The organism is Streptomyces sp. NPDC044044 (assembly GCF_056434405.1).
Window position 1 is genome coordinate 376,130 of the sequence record NZ_JBWKFG010000003.1, and the last position, 25,620, is coordinate 401,749.

Here is a 25,620-nt window from a genome sequence, read left to right on the forward strand (position 1 = left end):
GCAGGACGCTGCGGGGCAATCGGGTGGGCGGGTGGGAGACATCCGCCGCGGAGCGGCGGTTCTGCTTGTTCGCCCACCCGGTACCGCGGGGTGACCCGGTCCCGCCCGAGACCCAGGGGTCAGAAATACGTACGGATGTAATCCGTGACCGTGCCGTCCGCCTCGACCAGAGGAATCAACTGCCACTTGTCGAAGGACGTGCAGGGGTGCGAGAGCCCCATGCCCACCCAGTCACCGACCGCGAGGTCGGCCTCAGGCGTCGTACGGACCCACCCGTGCTGATCGGAGAGGCCCGTCACCGTGACCCCCGTCGCGGGCCGGTCCACCCCACCCCGGTGCACGACCTGCGCCTCGGGCAGGTCGATGTCGTACGCCGCGTCCCGCTTCCCCGCGTTCGTGAACGCCTGCTCCGGCGTAGGCCGGGACACCACCTGCGCCCAGAGCCGGAACGCCGGGTGCAGCGCGCCCTCGTCCGGGACGCGGTTGAAGGGGGTCAGATGACGGTAGTGGCCGTCGTCATGGGAGACGTACGCGCCCGAACGCAGCAACTTCAGGACAGGCAACGACAGTTCGGGGATCTCCGCGAAGACATCCGCCACCGCGTCGAACCACGCACTGCCACCCGCGCTGACGACGACCTCGTCCAGGTCCGCGAACCGGTTCGCCTTGTCGAAGTCGACCGCGAGCGCGGTGAGCCGCTCCAGCCAGGCCCGCACGCGCTCGGGCGTCGCCTCCGGCACCTCGCCCTCGTAGCCCGCGACGCCCACCAGGCGCAGCGTGTCCGCCGCCGCGACCGCGTTGGCGATCTCGACGCACTCGGCCTCGGTCCGCACCCCGGTGCGCGCCCCGTCGCCCGCGCCGAGCTCCACCACGACGTCGACGGGACGCGTCGCGTTCGCCTCGCGCAGAGCGGCGTCCATCAGGGCGACGCCGGGCACGGAGTCGACGTAGCAGATGAAGCGGAAGGACGGGTCCGCGTCCAGCTCGGACGCGATCCAGCGCAGCGCCGCCGCGTCCACCAGCTCATTGGCGAGGAAGATCCGCTCCACGCCGAAGGCACGCGCCACCCGCACCTGGTGCGGCACGGCCAGCGTGATGCCCCACGCGCCGCGCTCCGTCTGCCGCGCGAAGAGCTGCGGCGCCATGGACGTCTTGCCGTGCGGGGCGAAGGCGAGGCCGTGCCGCTCGGAGTACGTCTCCATCAGCGCGAGGTTGTGCTCGAGGCGCTCGGCGGATAGGGCGAGGACGGGGGTGGTGAAGCCGTCCGTGAAGAGGTTCCGGCGCTGGGCCGCGAGCTCGCCGACGGTCAGGCCCTCCGCGTCCGGCGGGAGCCCCTTGAAACGGTGGTCGACCCGCTCGTCCGCGAGCCGGCCGAGCTCCCGTGCAGCACGTCCGGCCCGGTGGTCTGCGGCGTTGTCGGCGGCCATGGCGCCTCCTCGAAAAGGTGCGTTGCATGATATGCAACGGTCATTGCGTATGTCGCTTACTGCTGTCTAACATCCGAGCCAACGCCGGGTCAACGGATCCGGACAGTCGGTTGAGGGGCAGGAAAGATCGTGACGGCAGAGGCCGCAAACGCCGCAGAAGCCGCGCAGGCAGCAGAGGCCGCGCAGGCAGCCGTGGACGTCGTGGCACTCGGCGAGTCCATGGTCACGTTCCTGCCCTCCCGCGCGGGCCGCCTCGCCGATGTCCCCTCCTTCGATCGCGGAATCGGCGGCGCCGAGTCGAACGTCGCCTGCGCGCTCGCCGCGGCCGGCCACCGCACCCGCTGGGTCAGCCGCGTCGGCGCCGACGGCTTCGGCGACCACCTCGTCGAGGCCATCGCCCGCTACGGCGTGGACACCCGCTGCGTCGGCCGCGACCCGCACCGCCCCACCGGCATCTACTTCCGCACGGCGGATGACCGCGACACCGACGCCCACGAGGTCCTCTACTACCGCGCGGGCTCCGCCGCATCGGCGATGGCGCCCCGCAGCGTGGACCGCGAAGCCCTGGACGCCGGCCGCATCCTGCACCTCTCCGGCATCACCGCCGCCCTCTCCGCGGACTGCCTCGCGCTCCTGCACGAGCTGACCGCACCCCGCCCCGGCCGCCCCCTGGTGTCCTTCGACGTCAACCACCGCCCGGGTCTGTGGAGCGGCGCGGCGAGCGAGAGCCCCCACGTCCTCCTCGACCTCGCACGCGGCGCCGACCTCGTCTTCGTCGGCGAGGACGAGGCCGCCGACGCGTGGGGCGTCACCGGCGGCCCCGACGCCATCCGCGCCGCGCTCCCCGAGCCCGCGACCCTGGTCGTCAAGCAGGGCAGCCGCGGCGCCACCGTCTACACCGAGGGCGAGCCCGCCGTCTTCCAGGCGGCACTCAAGGTCGACGTCGTCGCCCCCGTCGGCGCGGGCGACGCCTTCGCCGCCGGGTTCCTCTCCGCCACCCTGCGCGGACTCCCCGCCGACCAGCGCCTGCGCCACGGGCACCTCATGGCCGCCGCCGCGCTCACCGTCCCCGGCGACCTCGCCACGCCGCCCGCCAGGGAGCACACCGATCGTCTTGCCGCACTGGACGCCGACGCCTGGGGGACACTTCGTCTCGGCCCCGGCTGGACGGACGGCGTCCCCGTGAACACTGAGGCCAAGGAGGAGGCACGTACATGAGCCAGACCGTCGACCGCGCCCTGTCCATCCTGCCGCTGCTCGCCGAAGGCCCCGCCGACCTCGGCCAGGTCGCCGAGCGTCTCGAAGTGCACAAGTCCACCGCCCTGCGGCTCCTGCGCACGCTCCACGAACACGGCCTGGTCTACCGCCAGTCCGACCAGCGCTACCGCCTGGGCGCCCGCCTCTTCGCGCTCGCCCAGGAAGCCGTCGAGAACCTCGACGTACGCGAGATCGCGCACCCCCACCTCCTCGCGCTCAACGAGAAGTGCGGCCACACGGTCCACCTCGCGGTCTACGAGGAGCAGGAAGTCCTCTACATCGACAAGGTCGAGAGCCGCTACCCGGTGCGGATGTACTCGCGCATCGGGAAGCCGGTGGCCATCACCGTCGCCGCCGTCGCGAAGCTGCTGATCTCCGACTTTCCCGAGGCCGAGCGCCGCGTCATCGCGGAGAAGCTCGACTACCCCACGTACACGTCCCGTTCGACGCCCAACGCCGCCGCGTTCCTCAAGGAGCTCAGCGCCGTGCGCGAACAGGGATGGGCCACCGACCTCGGTGGCCACGAGGAGTCCATCAACTGCATCGGGGCCCCCATCCGCGGTGCGGACGGCCGGGTCGTCGCCGCCATGTCGGTCTCCGCGCCGAATGTCGTCGTCACCGCCGACGAACTCCTCACGCTGCTCCCGCTGGTGCGCCGTACGGCGGATGCCATCAGCCGGGAGTACTCCGGCAAGTCACCCCTCAAGGAAGCCTGAACCAGTCATGACCGAGAAGATCGCCCTCACCCCGGCCACCCACACCACCCCGCCCGCGAAGTTCTCCCACGGCGTGAAGAAGGGCAACATCCTTCAGGTCGCCGGTCAGGTCGGCTTCCTGCCCGCCGAGGAGGGCAAGGCCCCCACCCCCGCGGGCCCGACCCTGCGCGAGCAGACCCTCCAGACGTTCGCCAACGTCAAGGCGATCCTCGAAGAGGGCGGCGCGACCTGGGACGACGTGATGATGATGCGCGTCTACCTCACGGACGTGGACCACTTCGCCGAGATGAACGAGATCTACAACGCGTACTTCGAGGAGCAGGGCCTCAAGGCCCCGGCCTCGGCCCGCACCACGGTCTACGTGGGCCTGCCCAAGGGTCTGCTCATCGAGATCGACGCGCTCGCCGTCCTGAGCTGACGCAGCCCGTCCCCTGATCCACCCTCCGCAAGCCGCTAGTCGTCACGGCGCGGCGCCCAACTCCCCCCTTCGGGCGCCGCGCCGTGATCCCCCCTGCCCCGAAAGCCCCATGCACTTACGAGGTCAAAGATGTCCCCGTCCCCCTTCGCCGCTCTCGCGGCCGCCGCCCCCGCCGAGGAGCCACCGCACACCGGCGGCATCCTCACCCTGATCGACGGCACGGCCGGTCTGCTCACCGTCGCCGCGCTCGGCATCGTGCTTCTCCTCTTCCTGATCATCAAGGTCAGGCTGCAGCCCTTCGTGGCGCTGCTCGCGGTCTCCATAGTCGTCGGCCTCTCGGCCGGCCTCTCCGTCACCGAACTCTTCGGCACGGTCCAGAAGTCCGACGCGATATCCGTCATCGAGTCCGGCATGGGCGGCATCCTCGGCCATGTGGCGATCATCATCGGCCTCGGCACGATGCTCGGCGCGATACTCGAGGTCTCGGGCGGGGCAGAGGTCCTCGCCTCCCGCCTCCTCGGCCTCTTCGGCGAGAAGCGCGCGCCCCTCGCGATGGGCCTGACGGGCCTCATATTCGGCATCCCGGTCTTCTTCGACGTCGGCATCTTCGTCCTCGCGCCGATCGTGTACGCCGCCGCCAAGCGCAGCGGCAAGTCGATCCTGCTCTACTGCCTGCCCCTGCTCGCGGGTCTGTCCATGACCCACGCCTTCCTGCCCCCGCACCCCGGCCCGGTGGCCGCGGCCGGTCTGCTCAAGGTGGACCTCGGCTGGGTCATCCTGATGGGCATCGTCTGCGGCATCCCCGCCGTCATCGCCGCCTGGGTCTACTCGGCCTGGATCGGCAAGCGCATCTTCGTGCCCGTCCCGCAGGACATGGTCGAGGCCGCGGACGAGGCGAAGGCGGCGGTCGTCGCCGAGCAGCGTGCCGCGGGCGTGGAGCCGCGCGAGAAGCCGGTGCCGCTCGGCATGGTGTTCGCGATCATCGGAACGCCGCTGTTCCTGATCCTCCTCGCGACCTTCTCGTCGATCGCCTTCGACCCCTCGACGCTGCGAAGCGTCATCGAGTTCTTCGGCAGCCCGTTCGTGGCCCTGACGATCGCGCTGCTCATGGCGTACTACCTCCTGGGCATCCGGCGCGGCTGGTCGCGCAAGTCCCTGGAGACGGTGTCGACCTCGTCCCTGAAGCCGGTCGGCAACATCCTGCTCGTGGTCGGCGCGGGCGGCATCTTCGGCGCGGTCCTCAAGGCGAGCGGCGTGGCCAAGGCCCTCTCGGACACCTTCCAGGACGTCGGCCTGCCGATCATCGTCCTCGCCTACCTGCTCTCCCTGGTGCTCCGTGTCGCCCAGGGCTCGGCGACGGTGGCGATCGTGACGACGGCGGGCATCGTGGCCCCTCTCCTCGCCGAGGGCGACCACTCGCAGGCGTTCGTCGCCCTGGTCATCATGGCGATCTCGGCGGGCTCGATCTTCGCCTCGCACGTCAACGACGGCGGTTTCTGGATGGTGGCGAAGTACTTCGGCATCTCGGAGCGGGACACGTTGAAGACGTGGACGGTCCTGGAGTCGGTGCTCTCCCTGGCCGGGTTCGCGGTCGCGGCCGTGGTGAGTCTGTTCGTGTAGCGGTTCCCCGACGAGGGGGTGCTGTCGTACGGCGCTGAAGGCGTCCCGGACCGCGACGGTCCGGGACGCCTTCGCCGGTCACGCGACCTGGTGACCGTCGGCGGGCTCGAACCCTGCCAGCATTTGCTCCAGCGCCGCCTGGTCAGGCCCCACGAACGGCGAGGCCCCGGCCGCCGAGCCCAGCGTGTCCATCATCGTCCCGGTGATGCCCAGGGCCGGCGGCAGATGTGTGCACAGGACGAGCTCGGGCGCCCCGTCCCGCAGCGGCTGGAAGCTGTCCAGGAACTTCACGGGGTCCACGACCTGCACCCAGGGACTGTCGACCGTCGCCCAGAGCAGCTGCGCGGCCCGCAGATCCTCCACGGGGACCTCGCGGACGTCGTCGGCCTGCGCCAGGTCGGCGCTGGCCATCGGCCCTCCGAAGCAGTCGGAGCTGAAGCAGGCGCCCGACTTGTCGTCGAAGAAGCCGACCGTGGCCGGGTTGTCGAAGAGCGGGGGCCTGAACCCCGTGAGGGTGCGGTCGCCGACGTCCAGGCTCTGTCCCGGGTTGAGCAGATAGCACCGGTCGAGCGGCAGCGGGCGCTCACAGGACATGATCCCCGCGCCCGCGAACGTGGTCACGACCCGGGCCCCGGGCGCGGCGTCCAGCAGGTCGAAGATCCCTCCGGTGTGGTCCCGGTCCGGGTGGGTGAGCCAGATCCAGCGCACATCGGCGGGATCGAGGGCGGTGCTCAGGGTCTCCAGGAAGTCGCGGTCGGCCAGCCCGAGGCCGGTGTCGACGACGACGGGCTGGGAGGCGTGCAGCACAAAGGCGTTGACCGGGATGTGCCCGATGCCCGGTACCTCAAGGCTGTCGCTCAGGGCGCTGATGTCGGGGCGTACTTTGTGGACGCGCATGACGCATCTCCATTCCCCCTCAGGATGGTGATCGCGCCGCGGCCTCTCTGCCTCCATCGTCGTCCTTTTCCTCAGCCGCCGCACCTGGGTGAGGGGCTGCCGCACCTGGGTGAGGGGCCGCCGCCGGTCGGCGACGGCCCCATGCGGCCCGCGGCCCGGTCACCCGGTGCAGTACTGCTGCTCCTTGCCGATGGACCGGTACATGCAGTCCGAGTTCTCAAGGAGCTGCAGAACCGCGTCCCTGTTGCGGTTCGTCTCCCGCTCGATCACCTCGTCGGGCGGGTAGAAGCCGCCGCCGCCCGCGGACGACGGGTACATCTCGAAGGTGTAGCTGAAGATCTTCTGGTTGCCCCAGAGCCAGTCGTCGATGGTGCCGTCCGTGATGTAGAGATCGCTGGCCTGCTCGGGCGTGTAGCCGTTGCTCGCGGCCATCTTGGTGCCGACGGCGGCGTGGGCGTCACGGTCGTCCTTGGTCAGGCCGGGGGCCGTGTCGCTGTACGTGTAGCCGTAGGGCCACAGGACGAGTTCGCTGTACGTGTGGAAGTCGATGGCGGCCTTGATCTGCTGCTTGCCCCCGACGACGCGACTGCGGACGAAGTCGGCGACCACCTTCACCTCGGGGGCCGATTCCCCGGCCCTGCCCCGGTAGGTCTCCGAGCCCGTGGAACCCGAAGAGCCGCCGCAGCAGCCCCACTTGAAGTTCCAGTTGCGGTTCAGGTCGGTGCCGACGTTCGACGAACCGCTGTTGGGCTGCCGGTTCTTGCGCCAGCTGCGGTAGGAGCCGGTCGCGATGTCGTACTCGCCGCCGTCCGGGTTCATGTCCGGCACGATCCAGATCTCGCGCGAGTCGACCATCTTCTTGATGCGCGCGTCCGTGCCGTAGTCGTCGCCGAGTTCGCGCAGCAGGTACAGCGCCATCTCGACGGTCAGGTGCTCGCGGGCGTGCTGGTGGTGGGTGAAGAGGACCTCGGGCTCGGCCTCGTCGGTGGTGACGTTGTCGCTGATCTTGATGGCGACGATGTCACGGCCCGAGTAGGACTTGCCGATGACCTTCTTGCTCATCAGGGTCGGATGGGCCGCGATGCGCTGGTCGATCTCCGCGTTCATCTCGGCGTAGTTGTGGTATCTCGCGTCGGCGGGCGGGAAGTCCTTGGCCTCCACCGGCAGCCCGTTCGTACGCTTCGGGGGTCCGGCCAGAGCCTTGAGCTCGTAGCCCGATTCCCGTAGCTCCGCGGCCTCGCGGGCGTCGGCCGAGACGACCACCGAGCGGGCGTCGACCTCGTCGATGGCGACGCCGGTGCGCGCGAGCGCGGTGCGCGCGGCGCGGTTGTCGCCGAGGGGGATCTCGTACTGGCGCGTTGCGTCGTCGGCCGCAGCCGTGGTCCGTGCGGTCCGGTCGGTGGAGTCCGGTGAGGCGTTGGCGGTGATGGGTGCCGCGACGGCGAGGGCGAGAAGAACCGCGAGGGCCGCGGATCTTCTGCCGCGTATGCGAAGTCGCATGAAGTCTCCTGGGGGGTGGGGGGTGGTCCAGTGCGACGCGTGCGGTGCGGGTTGCGCGGCCCCATCGTGGAGGCCTGGCATGCTCCGGTCAACGCTGTCTTCGGCCAACCCCTTGTGCCGCGCGCCGCCATGCGGTTTCTTGATCGGCATGGCTGAAACGACAGGTAGTGGCGCCGCCGCCACGGGAGATGCGGCTCCCCGGCTCCGCAAGGCGAGCTGGAAGTACGTCGGCCCCGGCATCGTCGTCGCCGCGACCGGTGTCGGCGCGGGCGACCTGGTCGCGACGCTGATCGCGGGCAGCAAGTTCGGTTACACGCTCCTGTGGGCCGCGATCATCGGCTGTCTGGTGAAGATCTCGCTCGCCGAGGCGACGGGCCGATGGCATCTCGCCACCGGGCGCACCCTCTTCGAGGGCTGGCGCAGCCTGGGGCAGTGGACCACCTGGTACTTCGCGATATACGTGGTCATCTGGGGCTTCGTCTACGGCGCCACGGCCATGTCGTCGAGCGCCCTGCCGCTCGTCGCGCTCTTCCCCGAGGGGCCGAGCCTGAAGACCTGGGCGATCCTGTGCGGCCTGCTCGGGCTCGCCTTCGTCTGGTTCAACCGGTACGCCGTCTTCGAGAAGGTCATGACGGTCGTCATCGGGATGAAGTTCCTGATCGTCGTGTACGTCGCGATCCGCGTCGCCCCCGACCTCGGCAACGCCTTCGCGGGCCTTGTGCCCGCCCTGCCGGACGGTTCGCTGCTCTACACGCTCGGCCTGATCGGCGGCGTCGGCGGCACCATCACCATGGCCGCGTACGGGTACTGGGTGAACTCCAAGGGCTGGACCGACATCAGCTGGATCAAGGTCATGCGGCTCGACAACCGCGTCGCCTACATCACCACCGGCATCTTCGTCGTCGCGATGATGATCATCGGCGCCGAGCTCCTGCACTCCACGAACATCGCCCTCACCTCGGGCGACCGGGGCCTCATCGACCTCGGCAACGTCCTGGAGGACAAGTTCGGCGCGGTCACCGCCAATCTCTTCCTGATCGGCTTCTTCGCCACGTCCTTCGGCGCCTTGATGGGCGTGTGGCACGGCGTGAGCCTGATGTTCGCGGACTTCGTGGAGCGGCTGCGGCGCGAGCGCGCCGGTGCGATCGACGCCGAGGGGGCGAGCACCGACGCCGAGGGGGCGAGCACGGACGCCGAGGCGGCGAGCACGGGCCCCGACGGCATGGTCAAGGAGGTCGCGGCCGGCAAGCGGGAGAAGTCGGTGCCGTTCCGGGCGTATCTGCTCTGGCTCACGTTCCCGCCGATGGGCCTGCTCTTCCTGGACCAGCCGTTCGGCCTGGTCGTGGTCTATGGAGTACTCGGCGCGTTCTTCATGCCGTTCCTGGCGCTCACGCTGCTCTGGCTGCTCAACTCCTCGCGTACGCCCAAGGAGTGGCGCAACGGCATCCTGAGCAATGTGATGCTCGCGGCGGCCGGACTGCTCTTCCTCGTCCTGTGCGTGCAGCAGGTGCGCGACCTGCCCTGGTAGGCGGGCATGCGGCAGCGCCGCCGGGGGAGCGGCGGCGCTGCGGTTGGGAGGGGTGCGCCTACGGCAGGCCGTGGACGTGGGGGCCCACCGCCTTGGACCAGGAACTGCCGTCGGCGGCATCCCAGTTCGTCGACCAGGTCATCGCGCCCCGGATGTCGGGGTACGTCTTGGACGGCTTGAAGGAACCGCAGCTGGTGCCCTTCGCCAGGCAGTCAAGGGCCTGGTTCACGACGGACGGCGAGACGTAGCCGCCGCCCGCGGCCTTCGCCGATGCCGGGACGCCTATGCCGACCTGCGAGGGGGAGAGGCCGCCCTCCAGCTGGATACAGGCGAGCGCGGTGAGGAAGTCGACCGAGCCCTGGCTGTAGACCTTGCCGTCACAGCCCAGCATCGAACCGCTGTTGTAGTACTGCATGTTGACGACCGTGAGGATGTCCTTCACGGCGAGCGCCGTCTTGAAGTACTCGTTCGACGTCGACTGCATGTCGATCGTCTGCGGGGCCATGGTCAGGACGAACCCCGAACCGGCCTTTCCGGCAAGGGACTTCAGGGCCTGCGACATATAGGTCGAGTTGAGACCGTTCTCCAGGTCGATGTCGACGCCGTCGAAGCCGTACTCCTGCATGAGCTCGTACGCCGAGTCCGCGAAGGCGGTCGCGGAGGCTCCGTCATTGACGGCCACCGCGCCCTTCTCGCCGCCGACCGAGAGGATCACGGACTTCCCCGACGCCTGCTTGGCCTTGATGTCGGCCTTGAACTGGTCGACGGTGTAGCCGCCGAGCCCGGCCGAGTCGAGGTTGAAGGCCAGTTCGCCCGGTGTGGAGGTCGCGTCCGCGAACGAGACCGCGATGATGTCGTATTCGTCCTGTACGTCGCTCAGCTTCTGGACCGTGGCGCCGTTGTTGAAGTTCTGCCAGTAGCCGGTCACCGCATGCTTGGGCACCGCGCGGGTCCCGGCGTCCGCGTCGTCGGCGCCGCCGGTGAGCAGGCCGGTGAGCGCGAGGGCGAGTGCCGTTGTCAGACCGATGACGGAACCTGCCTTCCTGCGTGTCCTGCCGCGTGCGTGGTCCATCTCTGCCTCCGGTGGGGGGAGTTGGGGCATTCGGAGAGCTCTCGCTTGGTCGTACAAGCTGGTCCAGACCAATTGAGTTGTCAAGACCTCTGGCATCACCCGGACCCCGCCAGTCCGGCCAACCTCAATGTGAACAGTGGGAAGTTGGGTGTTGAGGTGGCGCTGACCTGGATAAGGTGCTGAGGCAGAAGTGCACGAAGACCGGGGGGTGTGCGTATGCCGACCGCCATAGCCGTCACCGGCCCTGACCTGGTGCTGCCATCGCCCGACCGGCACACCCCGTCGGCGGCCGTCCTCCAGAGCGCCGTCCAGTCACCGCGGACGTACTCCCTGGACCAGGCGCTCACCGAGATGCACACGCTCATCGAGCACCACGGCTATGTGATCGTCCTGTGCCCCGCGTCGGCGCCGCCCGCCGTCGCACAGCGCCTGCACGCGATCCGTTCCGTCCTGGAGAGCGACCGCATCGCGATCCTCCGCCCGGACCTGCCACCGCTGGGTCTCGCGGTCCTCGCGCTCCAGCTCCGCCAGCTGTCGATCTGCGACTTCAGCCCCGGCGTGCTCGCGTCGGCGGCCCGGCTCCTGTCGCACTACATCTACGCGGGCGCGCTGCTCGGCTCGGTGGCGAAGCTCGACCGGGTCCCGGTCACCCTGCAGTCCCACGCCAAGTCGTGGGTGCCGGGCGCCCAGTTCGCCGTCCTCGCGACGCCGCGCCCCGAGCTGATCAAGGTGACGGGTGACGCGACGCTCCCCGGCCCCGGCTTCGGCACGAAGATGCTGTACGCCACCGGGCAGCTGGGGTCGGCCGACTGGGTCACCGAAACGCTCGCTCCCGCCTGGCGGGCCCAGGGGGTTTCGGAGACGCGCCTTCCGGGGGAGTCCGCGCGCTGGTGGGCGACGGGCAAGCTCGTCGAGTTCGCCGCGGCGATCCCCGACATCTCCGTGCTCTACCAACTGGTGTCGTCCGTCCGGCGGGACGACTGCCACTGGTGCGGCCTCGAACTCATCGGCGACCGCTGCGGCTTCTGCGCCGCGCCGCTGCCGCCGCCTCCTGAACGCTCGGCGCCGGCATCCGCCTCTGCCTCCTCTGCCTCCTCGGCTTCCGCTCTGCGCGCGCTGCCGCGAGGCGCGACGTAAGGCCCGTCCTCCGCTCGCTCGTGCACGACCCCGAACACGACCCCGAACTGAACGCGCGCCACCCCGCTCACTGTCCGTAGCCGTCCGCACCCGATCGAGGTAGTCCGGTTCATGAACTCACGCCAGCGCCGCGGCGTCATCCTGCTGGTCCTGTCGGTCCTGGCCGCGTTCGGCGCGTTCGCGGGTGTCCTCTCGGTGATCCGGGACGTGAACTCGAAGGTGGGGCCGGAAGTGGCCGCGTACAAGCTCAAGGGGGACATCGCCCCCTACAAGGAGCTCAGCGCCGACCAGTTCGAGAAGGTCGAGATGCCGGAGCGGTGGCTCTCGGAGAACGCGGTCACCGACCTGCGCCAGGTGCGCGGCAAGATCGCGGTGACGGAGCTGCGGAAGGGGTCGCTGCTCCAGACGGACATGATCGTGAACCGCCCCGAACTGGACCCGGGGCAGCAGGAGATCGCCATCATGATCGACGCGGCGACGGGTGTCGCGGGCAAGATCACGCCGGGTTCGACGGTGAACATCTACGCCACCTTCAAGGGCGAGACCGACAACGCCAAGGACCAGTCGAAGGTCATCGTCGAGTCCGCGAAGGTGATCGACGTGGGCAAGCTGACGGCGCTCGACCCCGACCAGGACGACCGCAGCAGCCGTCGTACGGCGACGGAGGCCGTGCCGATCACGTTCGCCCTGGACACGGCGGACGCGCAGCGCGTGGCGTACGCGGAGTCGTTCGCCACGCACGTCCGCCTGGCCCTGGTGGGCCAGGGCGGGGAGAGCGCGATCCCGCGGGGTGACCGGACTTACACACTCGACGAGGACAAGTAGGGGGCCTGCGGATGTGCTGCACGTCTGAACCGCCGCTTCTCGCTCCCGCTGGGGGCAGCCGTTCCAGGCCGCCGCGCGGCGGCCCTTTCCCGCCCGCTCACCCGACCGCCCGGCAGGGTGACGCATGACGACCCGTATCCTCCCCGCCGTGGGGGACCTGGACGCGGCCCGCGCGCTCTCGACCCTCGTCGGGCAGCTGCCCGACGCCGAACCCGCCCTCCCCGTCGCGGACTCGACCGCCCTCCTCGACACCCTCGCGCGGCTCGCCTCCGAGTCCATCGAAGAGCTTCCCGAAGTCGTCCTCATCCATGAGCGGATCGGCCCCGTCCCCGCCCTCGACCTGATCCGCGACCTCGTCCTCCGCTTCCCCGCGGTGGGCGTCGTCCTCATCACCGCCGACACCAGCCCCGGCCTCCTCACCGCCGCGATGGACTCCGGCGCACGCGGCATCGTCGGCTTCCCGCTCGCCTACGACGCGCTCGCCGAGCGGGTGCACGCGGCGGCGGCCTGGTCGGCCGGTATGCGCCGGCACCTCGGAAGCGGCGGGATGGAGCTCTACGCCGGGCAGGGGGAGACCCCGGGCGGCGGCCACGTCGTCGCGGTGAGCGGGGCCAAGGGAGGGGTCGGGACGACCCTCGCCACGGTCCAACTCGCGCTCGCGGCCCGCGCGTCAGGACGCAGCGTCGCCCTCCTCGACCTGGACCTGCAGTCCGGGGACGTCTCCTCCTACCTGGACGTCCAGTTCCGCCGCTCCATCGCCGACCTCGCGGCCATCACCGACATCACGCCCCGCGTCCTCCAGGACGCCGTCTACACCCACGAGACCGGCATCGGCCTCCTCCTCGCCCCCGGCGAGGGCGAGCGGGGCGAGGAGATCACCGACCGGGTGGCCCGCCAGACGCTCGGCGCACTGCGCAGCCGCTACGACGTCGTGCTCGTCGACTGCGGTACGTACGTCACCGGGGCGAGCGCGGCAGCCATCGAACTCGCCGACCAGGCCATCCTGTTGGTCACCCCGGACGTCGTCTCCGTCCGCGCAGCCAAGCGCATGGTCCGCCTCTGGGACCGCCTCCAGATCCGCAAGGCCGAGGAGACGCTCACGGTCGTCAACCGCCACGGCAAGGGCGCGGAGATCCAGCCCTCCCTGGTGGAACGGGTGACGGGCACACGGGTGGCCCGCACCACCGTCCCCGCCAACTTCAAGGAACTGCAGGGAGCGGTCGACGCGGGCCGCATGCAGGACCTGGACAGCAAGTCCACGGTGAAGCAGGCGCTGTGGGCGCTCGCGGGCGAGCTGGGCCTGGTGGATCCCGAGGCGTCCGGCGGGAGCGGAGGCAAGCGCGGTGCGCTGAGCCTCCGCAAGCGGATCGGCGGCGACCGGGGCGCGGTCACCCTGGAGTTCGCCGGCATGTTCCCGCTGCTGCTCGCCGTGATGGGCCTGCTGTGGCAGTGCGCGCTGTACGGCTACACGTTCTCCCTCGCGGGAAACGCCGCGGACGAGGCGGCGCGGGCGGCGACGGCCGCGTACGCGGTGGGCGAGGGCGGGGCCGCGGCGTGCGAGTCCGCCGCGAAGGAGCATCTGCCGTCGGCGTGGCAGGGCGCGGAGGTGTCCTGCACGGACGACGGGGCGGTGTGGAAGGCCCACGTGGACGCGGACGTGCCGCTGTTCTTCCCCGGGATCGACGCGGGGTGGAGCGTGAGCGGGGAGGCGGGGGCGGCGAAGGAGGGGGAGGACCCGTGAGCGGGCTGACGATTCAGCCCGTCCGGCGTCCGAGGACGAACGCGGCGAAGCCGGTGATCGACGGTGCGCATCGGTTCCGGCGGAAGGACCCCCGCCGGCACGATCGCTGGAAGGACCGTTGGAACGACCGCTGGGACGACCGCGGCGTATCCATGCTCGAATTCGCCGGCTTCCTCCCCATCCTGCTCCTCATAGGCCTGGCCGCGATCCAGCTCGGCCTGGTCGGATACGCCGTCAACCAGGCCGGATCAGGCGCCCGCGCGGCAGCACGGGTCGCCTCCCAGGGCGAGGGCGGCGAGGCCGCGGGCCTGGCGGCGATGGACGGCAGCCTCGACGCGCAGGTCGCCCTCAGCGGGGGCGGCGACACGACGACCGCGGAGGTCACCGTCCAGGTCCCCACCCTCCTGCCCTTCGTGGACGCCGGCTGGTCCGTCACGAAGTCGGCCACGATGCCCAACGACGAAGACGAAGACGGGAGCTGAGAGAGAACAGATGAGCCTCCGCGACCGCATGGCGACCCCGCACGACCACGGCAAGGGCAGCGACCCCAGCCGCGACGACAGCCTCGTGGCCGTCTACCGCGCCAAGCTCCTGGAAGAGATCGACCTCGCCGAGATGTCGTCCCTGACCACGGCGGACCGCAGAGTCCGCCTGGAACGCGTCATGGGTCACATCATCAGCCGCGAGGGCCCCGTCCTGTCGACCTCGGAGCGCTCCCAGCTCATCCGCCGCGTCGTGGACGAGGCCCTGGGACTCGGCGTACTCGAACCGCTCCTCGCCGACGCCTCCATCACGGAGATCATGGTGAACGGCCCGGACTCGATCTTCGTGGAGCGAGCCGGAAGAGTGGAGCAGCTGCCCCTCCGATTCGCGTCGAACGACCAGCTCATGCAGACCATCGAACGCATCGTCTCCACGGTCAACCGCCGCGTGGACGAGTCGAACCCGATGGTGGACGCGCGCCTGCCCACCGGCGAGCGAGTGAACGTGATCATCCCGCCGCTGGCCCTCACCGGCGCGACCCTCACCATCCGCCGCTTCCCCCGTGCGTACACGCTGCACGAGCTCATCGGCCTCGGCTCGCTCGACGAGCACATGCTGCTCCTGCTCTCCGCCTTCGTGCGCGCCCGCTTCAACATCATCGTCTCGGGCGGCACGGGCTCAGGGAAGACGACCCTCCTCAACGCCCTCTCCGGCCTCCTCCCCTCCCACGAACGCATCATCACCATCGAGGACTCGGCCGAACTGCAACTGCAGCAGGACCACGTGATCCGCCTCGAATCGCGCCCACCGAACGTCGAGGGCAAGGGCCAGATCACCATCCGCGACCTGGTCCGCAACAGCCTGCGCATGCGCCCCGACCGCATCATCGTCGGCGAGGTCCGGGGCGGCGAGACGCTCGACATGCTCCAGGCGATGTCGACGGGCCACGACGGCTCGCTCGCCACGGTCCACGCGAACACGGCGGAGGACGCCCTGATGCGCCTGCAGACCCTCGGCTCGATGTCGGAGGTCCAGATCCCCTTCGAGGCCCTGAAGGACCAGATCAACTCGGCGGTGGACGTGGTCGTCCAGCTCGCCCGGCACGCGGACGGCTCCCGCAAGATCGCCGAGATCGTCCTGCTCGTCTCGCACGGCCGTGAGCAGTTCCGTATCGCTCCGGTGACCCGCTTCGTGGCGAACCGGCCGGGCAGCGGCGGCCTGGACCGCCGCGTGCACGGCTACTTCGAGCACCTGCCGCTGCCGCGCTCGGTCGCCGAGCGCCTCTACGTGGCGGGCGAGCCGGTGCCGCCGGGCTTCGGCGTGGCGCAGGCCATAGACGCACTGAACACAAGAGAGGCGATCGGATGAGCACGAGGGCGCGTACAGGGCCGGGCATCAGGCCGGGTACGAGGCCGGGCATGGGGCCGGGTACGAGGCCGGGCATCAGGCCGGGTACGAGAGAGGCCACGGCCTGATGGAGAACCAAGCCGCCCTCCTGGCCCTCGGCGCCACGATCCTGACCGGCACACTCGCCGTCGCGGGCGTCCATGCCTACGCGTCAGGCCGCGCACAGCGCCAGGCGCTGGTGGACCGCCTGTCGATCGGCCCCGGCACGGGCGACGCGGGCCACCGAGGCCGCCGCTTCTCGGCCGTCGACCGCCGCCTGCGCCGCACCCGCCTTGGCCGCTCCATCCACCTGCGCCTCTCGGCGACGGGACTCGACCTGACGGCGGGCGAGTTCTTCGTCTACGTCGTGGCGGTCGTCGCCGCGCTCTGGCTGATGGCGGCGGCGACGCTGGCGCCGTTCTTCGGCCCGATCGCGGGCATCGTGGCGGTCTGGAGCGCGGTCGTCTTCCTCAACTGGCAACGCCAGAAGCGCATCGAGGCCTTCATCAACCAACTCCCGGACGTGGCCCGCATCCTGGCGAACGCGACAGCGGCGGGACTGGCACTACGTACGTCCCTGGCGATGGCGGCAGAAGAACTGGAAGCCCCGGCGGGCGAGGAACTGTCCATGGTGGCGGACCAGTTGACGCTGGGACGCTCGATCGACGACACCTTGGGCGAACTGGCGGAGCGCCTCCCCTCCCGCGAACTGATAGTCCTCGTCACGACGTTGGTGCTCTCCAACAAGGCGGGCGGCTCGGTGGTGAACTCCCTCCGGAACCTCACCCAGACCCTGGAGGACCGCAAGGAGACCCGCAGAGAGGTCCGCACGATGCTCTCGGAGGTCCATGCGACGGCGTTCACGGTCCCGCTCCTGGGCCTTGGCTCCCTGCTCCTCATCAATTCCTCCAATGAGGGGGCGCTGGCGAGGGTGACGGGTTCACCGATGGGCCAGATGCTGATCCTGATCGCGCTGGGCCTGTACGCGGTGGGCTTCTTCGTGATCCGGCGCCTGGGCAAGATCGAAGTCTAGAAATCAACCTGAAAGGAGGGGAGTTACCGTGCTGGCACTGGCTCTGGCCGTGGTGATGGGACTGGCCGTGGCGGGCGTCTGTCAAGGAGTGCGCATGTACCGCGCGGAGGCGAAGCTCCCCTCGGACCTGGCGATCGCCCTGGAGGTCGGCGCCACCCGCGTCTCGACGGCGGGCTCGGCGGTGGACCGCGTCGGCATGCGGTTCGCGCCGCTGGTCCTGCGCCTGATGGGCCCGAAACGGGTGGACGCCAAGCGCCGCAGGATCGACATGGCGGGAAACCCGGGAGGCCTGACGATCGACCGCTATGCGGCGCGCAGGGCGGTCTACGGCATCTTCGGCCTCGTGATGGGCCTGGTCTTCCTCTCGAACGGCTCCTCGCTCTTCGGCCTGCTCACGTTCGCCTTCGGCGTGATGGCGGCGGACGCGCTGATCTGGCAGGCGATACGGGAGCGCCGCGAGGTCATCGACCGCACGCTGCCGGACTTCCTGGACGTACTCGCGGTGGTGGTGTCGGCGGGCCTCGGCTTCCGCCAGGCACTGGACCGGGTCGCGGAACGCTACGAGGGCCCGTGGGCGGACGAACTACGCATCACACTCCGCCAGATGGACATGGGGGTCAGCCGCCGCCAGGCGTTCGACGAACTGCGCCGCAGGAACGCGTCGGAGCAGGTGTCACAGTTCGTCTCGGCGCTCCAGCAGGGCGAGGAGCTGGGCTCGCCGATCGCGGACACGCTCATCCAGCTGGCGACGGACATGCGCCGCACGGACGCGCAGAACTCCCGCCGCAGGGCGGCCAAGACGATCCCCAAGGCAACGATGGTGACGCTGGTCTTCATGCTTCCGGCCACGATGATTCTGATCGCGGCGGGAATGTTCCTCGGCTCGGGTTCGGACTTCGGCTCGATCCTGGGGAAGTGAGGGTGGCGATGAACGGTGCGGTGGGCCTCGCGGCCGGAGCAGGTATCAAGCCAGTCAGCGAAAACTCTTCGCGGCTGCAACTGAATGTGGGACAGTCACCCCGAGGGCGGGAAGACGGATGGACCCCGGGGGTGGCCCCTGCCGGGGCCGATCAGCGCCGGTCACCCCAACCGGCCTTTGCAAAAGACGAGTTCACGGTATTCGCGGGAGGGGAAGTCGTGGAACGCATTGAGTCGCCACCGACCCGGTCACGCACCACTGCCGCACGCCTCCGGGGTGCGTGATGACCTCGCCGCCGGGGAAGGGAACTCGCCAACTTGCGCGTAACAAACGGCATTGGTTGCGGAGAGTGGCTGTTGGGTCACATGATCTCGCGTACGTTGCCTATGACGACAGCGGCGTCGGAATTGGTTGCGCCAGCGGTGCGTGTGCGTGTGCGTGTATCGGGTGGGAGAGAAGGGGCCGTCGTGCTGAAAGATCGCGTACTCAGAGTCTGGGTGGACTGGACCGTGACCGTGACTTCCCGGGTTCGGGGGAGGGAGCGGGATGCGGGGGCTGGGTTTGTGGAGTATGCGGGGCTCATGATTCTTATTGCGGGGATCTTCGTGCTCATCGACGGCTTGGGGCTCGACGGCCAGATCTCCGGGGCGATTCAGGACGCGGTGTCGGACGTAATCGGCGGCTGAGGCGCGGTCGACGCTTCGATGACACAGGGCAGACTCTCCCCATCTACATTTGGATGACGGGGATTCTGCTCTTTGTTGCGTTCGCGTTCTTCGCGTTCGCTCAAGCCGCATCCGCGCGGAACGGCGCCCAGTCTGCTGCTGATGCCGCGGCGCTGGCGGCTGCCCAAGACGCCAGAGAGGAACTCGTTGACGGGCTGGGGGCGTCCATCGGCGAGGGGGACGACTGGCTCGACTGGCTGGACGGCGACAAGTTCAACGGCGACGGCGCCGAAGGCGCGGCGGATGCGCTGGCTGCGGAGAACGACTCGGCTGTGAGCCAGTTCGGGGCGGCTGAAGTAAATGGCTACCCGGGATTCTCGGTGAAGATCGAGACCAACTACACCGTCGGAGACTCCATCATTCCGGGCACGGAGAGCCAGCACGCCACGGCCGAGGCCACCGCCATCATCAAGCCGCGCTGCGATGTCGCTCCTTCGGCTGACCCGGAGAAGGTCGTGGAATTCGACTGCGACGGCGGCGACTCTTTCGAGATCGACCCGGACGACTTCGAACTGGATGATCTTCCGGACGCATCCGTTCTCTTCTCTGTCCACCTGGCTGACTGATGAGTGGCCGACGAAAGAAGGAAGCTGTACCGATGAACATTCGGCGCACCATTAAGACCCGCAGGGCAATGGCCGCTGTGGCGATCACTACTGGGCTGGTCCTCACGGTCGCTGGCTGCGGTGGTGGGGGCGGCGACAGCGATGACAAGTCAGAGAAGGGCGCTTCTTCACCCGCTACGACCAAGGGTGGTGGGGGTGACGATGAGAAGAGTGAGGAGCCCCAAGCCCCAGCGACAGACAAGGTGTTGGCAGAGGTTAAGGGTGAGGAGAACATTACGCTGACGGTCTCTTCGGCCGTTCGTGACGAGGGGGGCTTCGTTACGGTTTCGGGCAAGGTGACGAACAGCGGGGGCAAGTTCTGGGCTGCTGCCAACTGGCGTGGCGAAGAGCGTGAGCTGAACAAGAACGGTTCATCGGTAGCAGGAGCCAACCTGATCGACAACGCGGGAAAGAAGAAGTACCTCGTCCTCCGCGACACCGAGGGGCGGTGCTTGTGCACCAAGTTCACAGGTGGTGTGAAGCCCGGCCAAACCGCTGACTGGTACGCCCAGTTCCCGGCGCCGCCGGAAGGTAGCGCCAAGGTTGACTTCCAGGTAGGCGCCATGCCTCCCGCCTCCATCGAGATCAGCGAGAGTGAGTGACCCATGGGCCACCCACGCTCCCGCACCCTCGCCACAGCCACGGCCACCCTCACGGCCCTGGTCCTCCTGACCGGCACCCCCGCCTTCGCCGACGACGAGGACCCCAGCGCACCCCCCGGCAGCACAACCTCCACCGCCCCCCAGGAGGTGGACTCCAACAGCCCCGGTCTGAAGCTGGCCGACGGGGCGACCCTGGCCCCCGCGAAGGTCCTGGACATCAAGTCCGTCGTCGAGGACCTCGGTGGTGAGGAGCGCCGCGAGGACACGAACACGGACGTGAAGTTCGCGCTGCAGGCGGAGGTGCTGTTCGCCAAGAACAGCCCCAAGCTGAACCCCGAGGCGAACGCACGTATCAAGGCGATCGCCGAGGAGGCGAAGGCCCAGCAGGCGACGAACGTCAGGGTGTTCGGCTTCACGGACAACCTCGGCTCGTACAGCCACGGCAAGAAGCTGTCCCGCGAACGCGCGGAGGCGGTGCACGACAAGATGGCTAGCTATCTGGGCCCCGAGGTCACGTACTCCGTACGCGGCTACAGCGAGGACTACCCGATCGCGGACAACGGCTCCGAGGAGGGCCGCAAGAAGAACCGCCGAGTCGAGGTGTCCTTCCCCCGGGGAGCCGGGGCGGACACGGGGACATCCCCCTCCGGCTCCGGGAACCAGGACTGACCTGCGGCCCTGGACGCCGGCCCCACCGGTCTTCGCTGTGCCTGTGGCCTTGCTGTGTGCCGGGGCCATCCGGTGTCCCGAGGTTGGCGGTTCCGGTCCGGGAGTCAAGGGCGCTCCGCTGCGCTACGCGTCGGCTGCGCCGATTTCGCTGCGCTCCACCCTTGACACCCGGCCCTCCACCGCGCGAGGGAAGACGACCGGACGGCCCGAGGGGCGGGACTCTCGACCACTCCCGTGGGGCCGTCGGGCTCTCACGGCCGGGTGCGGACCGGATCTTCCGGCGTGCCCCTCACGCGGACAGGGGCCGGGCGCCCGGTGCGCAGCCGCTCCGGGAGGGCTGCCGGTTTCGTCAAGCGGCTGTCCTCCGCCGCCACGTCCGACCGTGTGGCTCCCGGGCGTTGGTTGGGCAGGGGGTCCGGCACCTAATTTCGAGAAGGCGCGTTCCGCGAAGCGCGCGCCCCCCTGGTGTCAGAACACAACTTCGCGAAAGTAGGTGCCGGTGGGTGTGGCTCTTCCTCGTCCTCTCACACCTTCTGCGTGACGGCCGCCCCGGAAGATCCGGTCGGCAGGCGCTTGACGAGACCGGCACCCACCACCGAAGCGGCTGCGGACCGGGCGTCTGCCCTTCTGCCCGTGGGGGCCACCCGCAATGAGCCGGGCCGCACCCGGCCACGAGACCCCCCTGACCCGACGGGAGTGGTCCAGAGTCCCACCCCGTGGCCGCCCGGTCATATCCCTTCGCGCGGTGGAGGGACGGGAGTCAAGGGTGAAGCGAAGCGGAATCGGCGCAGCCGACGCGTAGCGCAGCGAAGCGCCCTTGACACCCGGCCCGGAACCGCCAACCTCAGGACAACCGGGCGGCCCCGGTGCCAACCGAAGCCACCGGCCCCTCGAAGCGAGCGGCGGCCACCGGTGACAAGTGCCAAGCGGCAAGCTACTTGCCGCACTCCGTCAAGTAGCGGTCGAAGGCATGCTCCTTGGCCTTCCGCGCGACCGCATCCGTATACGCGTCCGCACGCAGGACACCGGCCGCGAGTTGAGTGTCGTCCTCAAGGTTCTTCGTGTCCGCGCACGCCACCACCACGATCCAATCGGCGTGCGTCCCCTTGTCCTTCGCGGTGCCGTACGTCGCCCCGGCGCCGGTGACCGGCTTGGACAGGTCGTACGACACCATCGACGAGGCCGACGGCAGGCCCCCTTCCACTTGGGCCACGGTCTGACCGATGAACGAGGAGATCGGTACGGGGCCGGGCTCGTCCGGGTCGGAGTCGGAGTCGGAGTAGTCGGAGTGGGTACCGCACCCGCTCAGCAGCATCGCGCCGCCGGCGAAGGCCGTGAAGGCCGCGAAGGTCACGGCAACGGCCCTCGCCGTAGCACGGCGGGGCCTGGCTCGGTCAGGGAAGGCACTCACTTGACCTTGCAACTCACCTTCGCCGGAGCCGGGTTGAAGGCGTCGGACTGCCCCTTCTTCACCGGCGAACTGCACGTCACGGCGACGGACTGGGTCTTGGCCCGGCTGATGTTCAGGCTGCCCACGACGGCCCCGCGGCTGAGCCCGACCCCCGCGTCGATGGTGCGCGTCGCCGACGCCGTCCTGTTGATCATGCAGGTCATGCCCTCACGTCGGGCTTCGCGCGGGGCGAGACATCGGCGTTTGCGGCTCCGGCGATGCGAGTCGTCGAGCTGAGGTGCATGCGTTCCCCCATGAACAATCTTGGTCGCCGAAGATCGTACTCGACGGTGCGGGGGTGCGAGGGCTCTGACCTGCGCGTTCTTGTCCGTCAGCCGAGAGTGGCCGGCTCCCAGCGGTCACATGCCGCCGTCCCGCCACCCCGCATCGCCCCGCAGCACCGCGTACCGCACCCCGTCCCGCCACTGCCCGTCCCGGAACAGCACGCTGCGGGAGACGCCTTCGCGCGTGAAACCGACCTTCTCCAGGGCCCGCTGCTCGGCGATGTTCTCGGACTCGGTGTCCGCCTCGATCCGCATCACGGGGGTGTGGGCGAAGAGGTACCGCACCAGCAGCCGCTGGGCTCGTGTGCCGACTCCGCGGCCACGGGCGTCCGGCAGAAGCTGAATTCCGATGTTCCAGAAGTACGAGGTGCGGAAGACCTCCACCTTCCGCCATCCCACGAAGCCGAGTGGATCATCGCCGGAGGCCACCATCAGCTGGCCCTTGTCGGCGCCGAGCATCCCGTCATCGGCGAAACGCCGCCTGAAGGTGTGGGGATCCTTCCACCCCTGCCACTGGAAATCCCCGCACACGTCCGGGTCGGTGAGGAACCGTTCGAGCAGGGGCAGATCATCTTCACGTACGGGCCGCAGCCTCGCAGGATCGTCGCTCATCGCCATCACGGTACGGCCCACCGGCCAGTCACCTCCGGAGTAATCGGAGTGACCGGAGTAATCGGAGTGAGCCGAGAGGCCGTGTGATGCGAAGATCGCTCCATGAGCAGCTTCACCTTCGACGAACTTGTGGCCGAAGCCGAGTCCGCCCCCACCGAAGGCTGGGACTTCTCCTGGTTCGAGGGGCGGGCCACGGAGGAGCGGCCCTCCTGGCGGTACGCCTACGCCATGGGGGAGCGCCTCGGGCGCTCCACCGCCTCCCTCGACATCCAGACCGGCGGCGGCGAAGTCCTCGCCTCCGCGCCCTCGCTGCCGCCGCTCGCCGTCGCCACGGAGGGGTGGCCGCCGAACGTCGCCAAGGCCACCGCCCTGCTGCATCCGCGCGGCGCGGTCGTCGTGGCCTCGCCCGAGGACGCGCCGCTGCCGTTCGCCGCGGAGGCGTTCGACCTGGTCACCAGCCGGCATCCGGTGAAGGCCCACTTCGACGAGATCGCGCGCGTGCTGCGCCCCGGCGGGACGTACTTCGCCCAGCACGTCGGCCCCGCCAGCGTCTTCGAGGTCGTCGAGTACTTCCTCGGGCCGCAGCCCGATGAAGTACGCGACGGACGCCACCCCGACGGCGAGCGCGCCGAGGCGGAGGCGGCGGGCCTGGAGATCGTCGACCTGCGGGCCGAGCGGCTTCGGATCGAGTTCCGCGACATCGGGGCCGTCGTCCACTTCCTGCGGAAGGTCGTGTGGATGGTGCCGGACTTCTCGGTGGAGAAGTACCGGCCGCGGCTGCTTGAGCTGCACGAGCAGATCGAGGCCAAGGGCCCGTTCGTGGCCCACAGCACACGGCATCTCTTCGACGCCCGCAAGCGCTGACTGACGCCACCGCCACCGCCACCGCCACCGCCACCGCCACTGCCACCGCCACGGGGAGGGGGAGCGCGGGCGACGACAGCGACCGGCCGGCGTCCGTCGGCAGGTCGTGTTGTCGGCGGGCGCTGGCGCCGCTGATTGCACAGGGCGGGGCGTGGACGGCTGACCTACGCGTGCGCCCCCACCGTCACCGGTCCCACCACCAGCTCCGCCCGCCCCTCAAGCACTTCCCCCACCCGCTCCGCCTGCCCCGCCAGCTCCCGCTGCTGCCCCGCGCTCAGCGAGCCGAGCGGCTCCACCGTCACGGTGATCCGCCGCCCTGAGCGCCGCTGGTGCCAGACCCCCGCCACGAGCCCGTCGACCAGCAGCACGGGGAAGTTGCCCGCCTGGCCCCCGGCCAGCGCACGCGCGTAGGCCCGGCCGGGGAAGAGCCGCTCGCGCGGGTGCGAGGCAATCACGTACGCGTCGAAGTACGGCAGGAGCCGGACGCCCCGCACGGGCTCCGCCGGGAACTCCGTGTCGCCCGCGACCACCCACGACGACGGCACCCCCTCCATCTCCACCGCCTCGATCTCCCCGGCGGAGGCCAGCGAGGCGAACACCTCGCCCGCCCAACCGGCGGGCGCAGCAGCCCACTTGGCGAACTCGGGGGACGTCGCAGGTCCGTACGCGTAGAGGAAGCGCCGCACCAGGCGCCCCGTCGCCACCTCGGCGGAGAGCGGCGGCTCCTCGGACCCGGCGGCCGACGGACGCGTGTACGTCACCTTGCGGCCCCGGTTCGGCGCGAAGCACAGCACCCCGCGGTGGCCCGCCACGTGCATGACCGAGCGCCAGCGCGGCCACATGCCCTGGAAGGCGGGCATCACCAGATCGCCCGCCCAGGGCCCGGTACGCGCCACCACCTCGTCGCTGAGCTCGTCGATGGTCAGACAGGCCCCGTCGAGCGCCTCGCCGATCGCGCGCACGATCTCGTCCGTCTGGGACGGCGTCAGCCGGTCGCCCGCCTTGAAGGGGCTCGGTCCGCCCGGGACCGCGGACAACGCGCCCGTCCACATGGGGAGTTCGGAGACGGGGAGGCAGTGGATCGTGCCGCGCGGCCCGTATGTCTTGACCAGGCTCGGCTCCTCGCCCCACAGCGCGTGGCGTACGTCGAGGCGGGTCGCCCCGTCCATCCGCAGCCCCACCGACAGCTCGGCGGCGGACATCACCTGGGCGTGTGCCGCCAGCATCGCGTCGACGACCTCGCCGGGGCCGGCCTCGCCAGGCTTCGCCGGATTCAGCAGGAACTGCCGCTCCATGCGCCGGGCGTTGGCGGCACTCCACGAAATAGCGGCGACGGTCATCGGCGTTCCCCTTCAGTACTGTCGATCCAGTAAGTGGCTCTGCGGACCTGAGGAGTGGACCATGCCGAAGAGCGGCACGGAGGGTAATTCGGAGAGCGGCGGCAGGAGCGGCAAGGAGACCAAGACGCTGTACGCGTGTGGGCTCGACGCGGCCGTGGACGTCGTCGGCGGCAAGTGGAAGCCGATGATCCTCTGGGCGTTGTACGCGAGCGCGACGCTCCGCTTCGGCGAGCTCCGGCGTCATATCGCCGGAATCAGCGAGAAGGTGCTCATCCAGCAGCTCCGCGAGCTGGAGTCCGACGGCATCGTGCACCGCGAGGTGTACCGGGAGGTCCCGCCGAAGGTCGAGTACTCGCTGACCCCCCTCGGCCAGTCCCTGAACGAGGCGCTGATCCCGCTGGGCGTGTGGGGCGACGAGCACATGCAGCAGCTGGTGGCCAACCGCGAATGCAAGAAGGACGGCAAAGCCGCCTGACGGGAAGCGAGCCGCCGGACGGGAACGAGCAGCGG

The 25,620-nt window shown here is 69.8% G+C and carries 26 protein-coding genes; 18 read left to right on the forward strand and 8 right to left on the reverse strand.

Features of this window, described 5'->3' with window-relative positions:
• Positions 1-119: 119 nt before the first annotated feature.
• Positions 120-1,427, reverse strand: a complete 1,308-nt coding sequence (locus AC07AG_RS12650) for an amino acid deaminase (RefSeq protein ID WP_478754511.1) — start codon at positions 1,425-1,427, stop codon at positions 120-122.
• Between the two features lie 219 nt (positions 1,428-1,646).
• On the opposite strand from AC07AG_RS12650, the gene AC07AG_RS12655 reads away from it, so the two are divergent.
• From AC07AG_RS12655 to AC07AG_RS12670, 4 genes are all read left to right on the forward strand, one after another.
• Positions 1,647-2,645, forward strand: coding sequence for a sugar kinase (locus AC07AG_RS12655; RefSeq protein WP_478755522.1), 999 nt, complete (start codon positions 1,647-1,649; stop codon positions 2,643-2,645).
• Positions 2,642-3,400 (forward strand): IclR family transcriptional regulator, encoded by a 759-nt coding sequence (locus AC07AG_RS12660; RefSeq protein WP_478754512.1) that lies wholly within the window; start codon positions 2,642-2,644, stop codon positions 3,398-3,400. Before AC07AG_RS12655 ends, AC07AG_RS12660 begins: the two co-directional genes overlap by 4 nt.
• Before the next feature lie 7 nt (positions 3,401-3,407).
• Positions 3,408-3,818: a RidA family protein gene (locus tag AC07AG_RS12665; RefSeq protein WP_365819936.1), complete on the forward strand. Its 411-nt coding sequence runs from the start codon at positions 3,408-3,410 to the stop codon at positions 3,816-3,818.
• Positions 3,819-3,947: 129 nt separating this feature from the next.
• Positions 3,948-5,438 carry a GntP family permease gene (locus AC07AG_RS12670; RefSeq protein WP_478754514.1) on the forward strand — a complete coding sequence of 497 codons (1,491 nt, stop codon included), beginning with the start codon at positions 3,948-3,950 and terminating at the stop codon, positions 5,436-5,438.
• 78 nt (positions 5,439-5,516) lie between these two features.
• On the opposite strand, the gene AC07AG_RS12675 is transcribed toward AC07AG_RS12670, so the two are convergent.
• Both AC07AG_RS12675 and AC07AG_RS12680 read right to left on the reverse strand, forming a co-directional pair.
• Entirely contained in the window at positions 5,517-6,335 is an 819-nt protein-coding gene (locus AC07AG_RS12675) for an MBL fold metallo-hydrolase (RefSeq protein WP_478754516.1), read from the reverse strand.
• Positions 6,336-6,494: 159 nt separating this feature from the next.
• On the reverse strand, positions 6,495-7,835 hold the full coding sequence (locus tag AC07AG_RS12680; protein ID WP_478754518.1) for a M14 family metallopeptidase: 1,341 nt from the start codon (positions 7,833-7,835) through the stop codon (positions 6,495-6,497).
• Between the two features lie 148 nt (positions 7,836-7,983).
• On the opposite strand from AC07AG_RS12680, the gene AC07AG_RS12685 reads away from it, so the two are divergent.
• On the forward strand, positions 7,984-9,363 hold the full coding sequence (locus AC07AG_RS12685) for an Nramp family divalent metal transporter (RefSeq protein ID WP_478754520.1): 1,380 nt from the start codon (positions 7,984-7,986) through the stop codon (positions 9,361-9,363).
• 58 nt (positions 9,364-9,421) lie between these two features.
• Here the strand turns inward: AC07AG_RS12685 and AC07AG_RS12690 are convergent, their stop codons facing one another.
• Positions 9,422-10,435, reverse strand: a complete 1,014-nt coding sequence (locus AC07AG_RS12690) for a chitinase (protein ID WP_478754521.1) — start codon at positions 10,433-10,435, stop codon at positions 9,422-9,424.
• Positions 10,436-10,651: 216 nt separating this feature from the next.
• Here AC07AG_RS12690 and AC07AG_RS12695 point away from each other — a divergent pair, with 216 nt between their 5' ends.
• The 11 genes from AC07AG_RS12695 (at position 10,652) to AC07AG_RS12745 (ending at position 20,560) form a co-directional block, all read left to right on the forward strand.
• Complete coding sequence (locus tag AC07AG_RS12695; RefSeq protein ID WP_478754522.1) at positions 10,652-11,572, forward strand: hypothetical protein; 921 nt, start codon at positions 10,652-10,654, stop codon at positions 11,570-11,572.
• Between the two features lie 111 nt (positions 11,573-11,683).
• Entirely contained in the window at positions 11,684-12,397 is a 714-nt protein-coding gene (gene cpaB, locus AC07AG_RS12700) for a Flp pilus assembly protein CpaB (RefSeq protein WP_478754524.1), read from the forward strand.
• Between the two features lie 124 nt (positions 12,398-12,521).
• On the forward strand, positions 12,522-14,138 hold the full coding sequence (locus AC07AG_RS12705) for a CpaE/TadZ family protein (RefSeq protein WP_478754525.1): 1,617 nt from the start codon (positions 12,522-12,524) through the stop codon (positions 14,136-14,138).
• The gene (locus tag AC07AG_RS12710) at positions 14,135-14,620 is read left to right on the forward strand and encodes a TadE family protein (protein ID WP_478754527.1); all 486 of its coding nucleotides are present in this window, start codon (positions 14,135-14,137) and stop codon (positions 14,618-14,620) included. Before AC07AG_RS12705 ends, AC07AG_RS12710 begins: the two co-directional genes overlap by 4 nt.
• A 10-nt stretch (positions 14,621-14,630) precedes the next feature.
• Positions 14,631-15,989, forward strand: coding sequence for a CpaF family protein (locus AC07AG_RS12715; RefSeq protein ID WP_478754528.1), 1,359 nt, complete (start codon positions 14,631-14,633; stop codon positions 15,987-15,989).
• Between the two features lie 106 nt (positions 15,990-16,095).
• Positions 16,096-17,040 carry a type II secretion system F family protein gene (locus AC07AG_RS12720; protein WP_478754529.1) on the forward strand — a complete coding sequence of 315 codons (945 nt, stop codon included), beginning with the start codon at positions 16,096-16,098 and terminating at the stop codon, positions 17,038-17,040.
• A gap of 28 nt (positions 17,041-17,068) precedes the next feature.
• Positions 17,069-17,959, forward strand: coding sequence for a DUF5936 domain-containing protein (locus AC07AG_RS12725; RefSeq protein WP_478754531.1), 891 nt, complete (start codon positions 17,069-17,071; stop codon positions 17,957-17,959).
• Between the two features lie 497 nt (positions 17,960-18,456).
• Complete coding sequence (locus tag AC07AG_RS12730) at positions 18,457-18,645, forward strand: hypothetical protein (protein ID WP_478755523.1); 189 nt, start codon at positions 18,457-18,459, stop codon at positions 18,643-18,645.
• Positions 18,642-19,250 (forward strand): pilus assembly protein TadG-related protein, encoded by a 609-nt coding sequence (locus AC07AG_RS12735; RefSeq protein ID WP_478755525.1) that lies wholly within the window; start codon positions 18,642-18,644, stop codon positions 19,248-19,250. Before AC07AG_RS12730 ends, AC07AG_RS12735 begins: the two co-directional genes overlap by 4 nt.
• Positions 19,251-19,282: 32 nt before the next feature.
• Positions 19,283-19,891: a hypothetical protein gene (locus AC07AG_RS12740; protein ID WP_478754532.1), complete on the forward strand. Its 609-nt coding sequence runs from the start codon at positions 19,283-19,285 to the stop codon at positions 19,889-19,891.
• 3 nt (positions 19,892-19,894) lie between these two features.
• The gene (locus AC07AG_RS12745) at positions 19,895-20,560 is read left to right on the forward strand and encodes an OmpA family protein (RefSeq protein WP_478754534.1); all 666 of its coding nucleotides are present in this window, start codon (positions 19,895-19,897) and stop codon (positions 20,558-20,560) included.
• A 934-nt stretch (positions 20,561-21,494) separates the two neighbouring features.
• On the opposite strand, the gene AC07AG_RS12750 is transcribed toward AC07AG_RS12745, so the two are convergent.
• The 3 genes from AC07AG_RS12750 to AC07AG_RS12760 all read right to left on the reverse strand — a co-directional run bounded on the left by AC07AG_RS12750 (position 21,495) and on the right by AC07AG_RS12760 (position 22,906).
• On the reverse strand, positions 21,495-21,914 hold the full coding sequence (locus tag AC07AG_RS12750; protein ID WP_478754536.1) for a hypothetical protein: 420 nt from the start codon (positions 21,912-21,914) through the stop codon (positions 21,495-21,497).
• 53 nt (positions 21,915-21,967) lie between these two features.
• On the reverse strand, positions 21,968-22,165 hold the full coding sequence (locus tag AC07AG_RS12755) for a hypothetical protein (protein WP_478754537.1): 198 nt from the start codon (positions 22,163-22,165) through the stop codon (positions 21,968-21,970).
• 204 nt (positions 22,166-22,369) lie between these two features.
• A complete protein-coding gene (locus AC07AG_RS12760) occupies positions 22,370-22,906 on the reverse strand; it encodes a GNAT family N-acetyltransferase (RefSeq protein ID WP_478754539.1) in 537 nt (178 codons plus the stop codon).
• Positions 22,907-23,008: 102 nt separating this feature from the next.
• On the opposite strand from AC07AG_RS12760, the gene AC07AG_RS12765 reads away from it, so the two are divergent.
• Complete coding sequence (locus AC07AG_RS12765) at positions 23,009-23,770, forward strand: class I SAM-dependent methyltransferase (protein ID WP_478754541.1); 762 nt, start codon at positions 23,009-23,011, stop codon at positions 23,768-23,770.
• A 164-nt stretch (positions 23,771-23,934) separates the two neighbouring features.
• Here the strand turns inward: AC07AG_RS12765 and AC07AG_RS12770 are convergent, their stop codons facing one another.
• Positions 23,935-25,110: a winged helix DNA-binding domain-containing protein gene (locus AC07AG_RS12770; protein ID WP_478754542.1), complete on the reverse strand. Its 1,176-nt coding sequence runs from the start codon at positions 25,108-25,110 to the stop codon at positions 23,935-23,937.
• Positions 25,111-25,171: 61 nt separating this feature from the next.
• On the opposite strand from AC07AG_RS12770, the gene AC07AG_RS12775 reads away from it, so the two are divergent.
• Positions 25,172-25,585 carry a winged helix-turn-helix transcriptional regulator gene (locus AC07AG_RS12775; protein ID WP_478754544.1) on the forward strand — a complete coding sequence of 138 codons (414 nt, stop codon included), beginning with the start codon at positions 25,172-25,174 and terminating at the stop codon, positions 25,583-25,585.
• Positions 25,586-25,620: the final 35 nt, after the last annotated feature.

What these genes read in the sequence shown, in the direction of transcription:
- AC07AG_RS12650 (WP_478754511.1), bottom strand. Translation starts at nt 1,427, where the DNA reads ATGGCCGCCGACAACGCCGCAGACCACCGGGCCGGACGTGCTGCACGG.
- AC07AG_RS12655 (WP_478755522.1), top strand. Translation starts at nt 1,647, where the DNA reads ATGGTCACGTTCCTGCCCTCCCGCGCGGGCCGCCTCGCCGATGTCCCC.
- AC07AG_RS12660 (WP_478754512.1), top strand. Translation starts at nt 2,642, where the DNA reads ATGAGCCAGACCGTCGACCGCGCCCTGTCCATCCTGCCGCTGCTCGCC.
- AC07AG_RS12665 (WP_365819936.1), top strand. Translation starts at nt 3,408, where the DNA reads ATGACCGAGAAGATCGCCCTCACCCCGGCCACCCACACCACCCCGCCC.
- AC07AG_RS12670 (WP_478754514.1), top strand. Translation starts at nt 3,948, where the DNA reads ATGTCCCCGTCCCCCTTCGCCGCTCTCGCGGCCGCCGCCCCCGCCGAG.
- AC07AG_RS12675 (WP_478754516.1), bottom strand. Translation starts at nt 6,335, where the DNA reads ATGCGCGTCCACAAAGTACGCCCCGACATCAGCGCCCTGAGCGACAGC.
- AC07AG_RS12680 (WP_478754518.1), bottom strand. Translation starts at nt 7,835, where the DNA reads ATGCGACTTCGCATACGCGGCAGAAGATCCGCGGCCCTCGCGGTTCTT.
- AC07AG_RS12685 (WP_478754520.1), top strand. Translation starts at nt 7,984, where the DNA reads ATGGCTGAAACGACAGGTAGTGGCGCCGCCGCCACGGGAGATGCGGCT.
- AC07AG_RS12690 (WP_478754521.1), bottom strand. Translation starts at nt 10,435, where the DNA reads ATGGACCACGCACGCGGCAGGACACGCAGGAAGGCAGGTTCCGTCATC.
- AC07AG_RS12695 (WP_478754522.1), top strand. Translation starts at nt 10,652, where the DNA reads ATGCCGACCGCCATAGCCGTCACCGGCCCTGACCTGGTGCTGCCATCG.
- cpaB (WP_478754524.1), top strand. Translation starts at nt 11,684, where the DNA reads ATGAACTCACGCCAGCGCCGCGGCGTCATCCTGCTGGTCCTGTCGGTC.
- AC07AG_RS12705 (WP_478754525.1), top strand. Translation starts at nt 12,522, where the DNA reads ATGACGACCCGTATCCTCCCCGCCGTGGGGGACCTGGACGCGGCCCGC.
- AC07AG_RS12715 (WP_478754528.1), top strand. Translation starts at nt 14,631, where the DNA reads ATGAGCCTCCGCGACCGCATGGCGACCCCGCACGACCACGGCAAGGGC.
- AC07AG_RS12720 (WP_478754529.1), top strand. Translation starts at nt 16,096, where the DNA reads ATGGAGAACCAAGCCGCCCTCCTGGCCCTCGGCGCCACGATCCTGACC.
- AC07AG_RS12740 (WP_478754532.1), top strand. Translation starts at nt 19,283, where the DNA reads ATGAACATTCGGCGCACCATTAAGACCCGCAGGGCAATGGCCGCTGTG.
- AC07AG_RS12745 (WP_478754534.1), top strand. Translation starts at nt 19,895, where the DNA reads ATGGGCCACCCACGCTCCCGCACCCTCGCCACAGCCACGGCCACCCTC.
- AC07AG_RS12755 (WP_478754537.1), bottom strand. Translation starts at nt 22,165, where the DNA reads ATGATCAACAGGACGGCGTCGGCGACGCGCACCATCGACGCGGGGGTC.
- AC07AG_RS12760 (WP_478754539.1), bottom strand. Translation starts at nt 22,906, where the DNA reads ATGAGCGACGATCCTGCGAGGCTGCGGCCCGTACGTGAAGATGATCTG.
- AC07AG_RS12765 (WP_478754541.1), top strand. Translation starts at nt 23,009, where the DNA reads ATGAGCAGCTTCACCTTCGACGAACTTGTGGCCGAAGCCGAGTCCGCC.
- AC07AG_RS12770 (WP_478754542.1), bottom strand. Translation starts at nt 25,110, where the DNA reads ATGACCGTCGCCGCTATTTCGTGGAGTGCCGCCAACGCCCGGCGCATG.
- AC07AG_RS12775 (WP_478754544.1), top strand. Translation starts at nt 25,172, where the DNA reads ATGCCGAAGAGCGGCACGGAGGGTAATTCGGAGAGCGGCGGCAGGAGC.